This is a genomic window from Clostridium sp. AM34-11AC, assembly GCF_003435375.1.
Taxonomy (GTDB): domain Bacteria; phylum Bacillota; class Clostridia; order Lachnospirales; family Lachnospiraceae; genus Pilosibacter; species Pilosibacter fragilis.
Window position 1 is genome coordinate 1 of record NZ_QWGL01000083.1, and the last position, 2,739, is coordinate 2,739.

Genomic DNA, 2,739 nt, shown 5'->3' on the forward strand with positions numbered 1-2,739 from the left:
GACAGCAGATACGCCACTCTGGACGCTCAATACGAAAAGGAACAGTCCGAGCTTAACGCCGAAATCTCTACTCTGGAAAAGGCTGTCAAGAGCTATGAGAAGCACGAAAAGGACGCTGACCGTTTTATCGCTCTGATTGACAAGTATGAGAACTTCGACAAGCTGACCATTGCTATGCTCAACGAGTTTATCGAGAAAATCCTTGTGCATGAGCGTGACCGCAAAGGCAGTATACAGACCACACAGGAGGTCGAGATTTACTTCAATTTTGTCGGGCGATTCGTTCCTCCGGCGTTTGGAGAAGTGGAGCTTACCCCAGAGGAATTAGAAGAAATCCGCAAGCGTGAGGAACGCAAAGACAGGCTTCATCAGAACTACTTGAAGCGGAAAGCCAGCGGAGCGCAGAAGCGATACGAGGACAAAATCAAGGGGAGAAAAAAGGCAGAAATCGAAGCCAAGAAAGCCGCCATTCGTGCGGAGGATATTGCAAAGGGCGTGTTCGTCCCGGTCAGCAGTTTACCGCAGAGAGAGCCGATGAAAGGAGTACAAACAGCATGAATATCACTTACACACAGAACGGCGATTATCTTATCCCGAACATCGTTATCCGCAAGACCAAGCCCCTCGGACACTACGGCAGACTTCGCAAGGCGTATCTGGAAATGCACCGCCCGATACTGTTCAATGAGCTGGTACTATCCGACAAGCTCTTTGAGCATTGCGCCGAGATTGACGAAGCGGCATGAAGCCGCATGGAGCTGATCGTGTGGTCACTGGCAGAGCAAAACGGTGTGACCGAACAGCTGAAAGCCGAAAACCAAATGGAATGGGTGCGGCAGATGAACGCTTGCAAGGCACAGGCAGATGAGATTGTGAAAGCGGAATTGATTTATGATTGAGTGAGAAAGTCCGGGCAGAAAACTGTTCGGACTTTTCTCATATGTTCCAAAATGACGGTAGAATTGTTCACAAGTTTTATGGTATAATTTTAAGATGAACTTGAGCAACAAATCGTAAAGTCAACACAAAGGAGAATGTAGATGGGGTTATTGGATAAGTTGAAAAAAAGAAAAGAAAAGAGGGAGTCAGAAGAAAAACAGCATCAGGAGCAGCAGTTTCAGCAGGATTTGTCACAAAAGACTGATTCCCAAATACGCCCAGGCGGCGTGTTCATGATACAGCTTCTGATGAAAGAGAAATACGAGATGCCTTCCAATGAGAGGTTTATAGAGATATTGTCGAAGCATCTGGGAAAAGTGGAGCAGTATGGTAGTCGCAAGGCGGGTGTGAAATTTGCCGCCCATGATTACATCTCTGAGATGAAGGATGCCAGCATTCCGGTAACATTGATGATTTCTGACTGTGAGGAATTTGTGCGGGATTCCATTGATGCTTTCAGACGCAGCCAGATGTGGGATTGTATGAGTGACCGTGACCGTATTCTCTCTGAGTGCAAATATCAGATTTTTGCTAATGATATGTTGGGCGGCGGGCTACCTGCAAGAAAACGTGCAAATATGCTTATGGATTATCTGGAGGCACTGGTGGAATTATATCCTCAGTGTGAGGCGGTTTACAACCTTAACTCAGGAAAGCTGATCCTGGCTGATGATATCCGGAAAAATGAAATCCCCGGCGTTGACCGCTTTATCCGGTACGCAGTAAACGTTCGTTTTTTTAATGTTCAGGGGACGGAGGACAGTGTAGTGGACACGCTTGGTCTGAGTCTTTTGTATATAGAAGATTTGCAGTATCACTTCCGTGACATGGATCCAAACTGGGTAGTAAATCACGCCTACAATTTGGCATCCTATTTGCTGAACAATGAAAAGCCTATGAAGGATGGGGATACCATCGACGGCATTCGGAACGGAATGATCGTGCAGGACATCCAGTGGAAGTGTCAGTATGAGGATGCACTGATTCAGCCAGCGAGGATAGTCATGGATGTTTGCATGGGCGAGTATGCAGCCGGAAATCGTGATTGATGTATTGTGATGTGATGACGAAAATATAAAAAGATAAATAAGAATTTGAAGATATACAATAGAGAGTGTGATGACATGACGGATATTAGTGGTATTTTTTCGATAAGTAGTAGTACAAAACATCAATGGATTTCATTATGTGGACATTTGGAAGTTGTTATTGGAAATTATTTTCTTTCACAATCAGGAAATCCAGGAGCATATTGGTATGCTATATACTACGACTCATCAGTAGACGGGTATAATGAATGTGTAGAAATCACAGATAAAAATTTAATTGGTTATGTATATTGTGATGATAGAGTAGCCTTTGTTTTGAACAGTTTCCTTGAAAGATTTATAAACGATACTGTAGATTATAATATTCATTATGTTGGTGTAGAGTCTTTAGACGAAGAATGTATTGAATGCAGAAGATACTTTGATTATTGTGAGCATATTTTACCTGCTTTATGGATAGATGATGATTTCTTAAACAATGAAAAACTTGAGTTTGATTATGAAAAATTTGAGTTGATAGATACTGGTATTAAGTATCTTAATCCGAAGCATTTTTCCGTAAAAAGCTTTGTAGAGTATTGTAGATTCAGTAAAGAGTGAGATTTCTATAAAATAAAAGATAGATTCTCAGTTATTAGCAGCAATTTCAGTTTGTCGTTCTAAAAATTCAACTGAATAATCCCAGCAAAAACCGCTGCTACATGGAAGTCAGGTTCTTTCTGAGTTTTGGGTATTTCAAGAAAAAGTAGAT

General features: G+C 42.2%; 3 protein-coding genes and 1 pseudogene. All 4 read left to right on the forward strand.

Features of this window, described 5'->3' with window-relative positions:
- On the forward strand, positions 1 to 558 hold a 558-nt coding region (locus DW826_RS17750; RefSeq protein WP_117553334.1), incomplete at its 5' end, for a DUF4368 domain-containing protein.
- A pseudogene (locus DW826_RS17755) lies at positions 555 to 899 on the forward strand (TnpV protein). The gene DW826_RS17750 and the pseudogene DW826_RS17755, both read left to right, overlap by 4 nt.
- Before the next feature lie 141 nt (positions 900 to 1,040).
- Positions 1,041 to 1,988, forward strand: coding sequence for a DUF4261 domain-containing protein (locus DW826_RS17760; protein ID WP_015553441.1), 948 nt, complete (start codon positions 1,041 to 1,043; stop codon positions 1,986 to 1,988).
- Between the two features lie 75 nt (positions 1,989 to 2,063).
- Entirely contained in the window at positions 2,064 to 2,588 is a 525-nt protein-coding gene (locus tag DW826_RS17765) for a hypothetical protein (RefSeq protein ID WP_015553442.1), read from the forward strand.
- Positions 2,589 to 2,739: the final 151 nt, after the last annotated feature.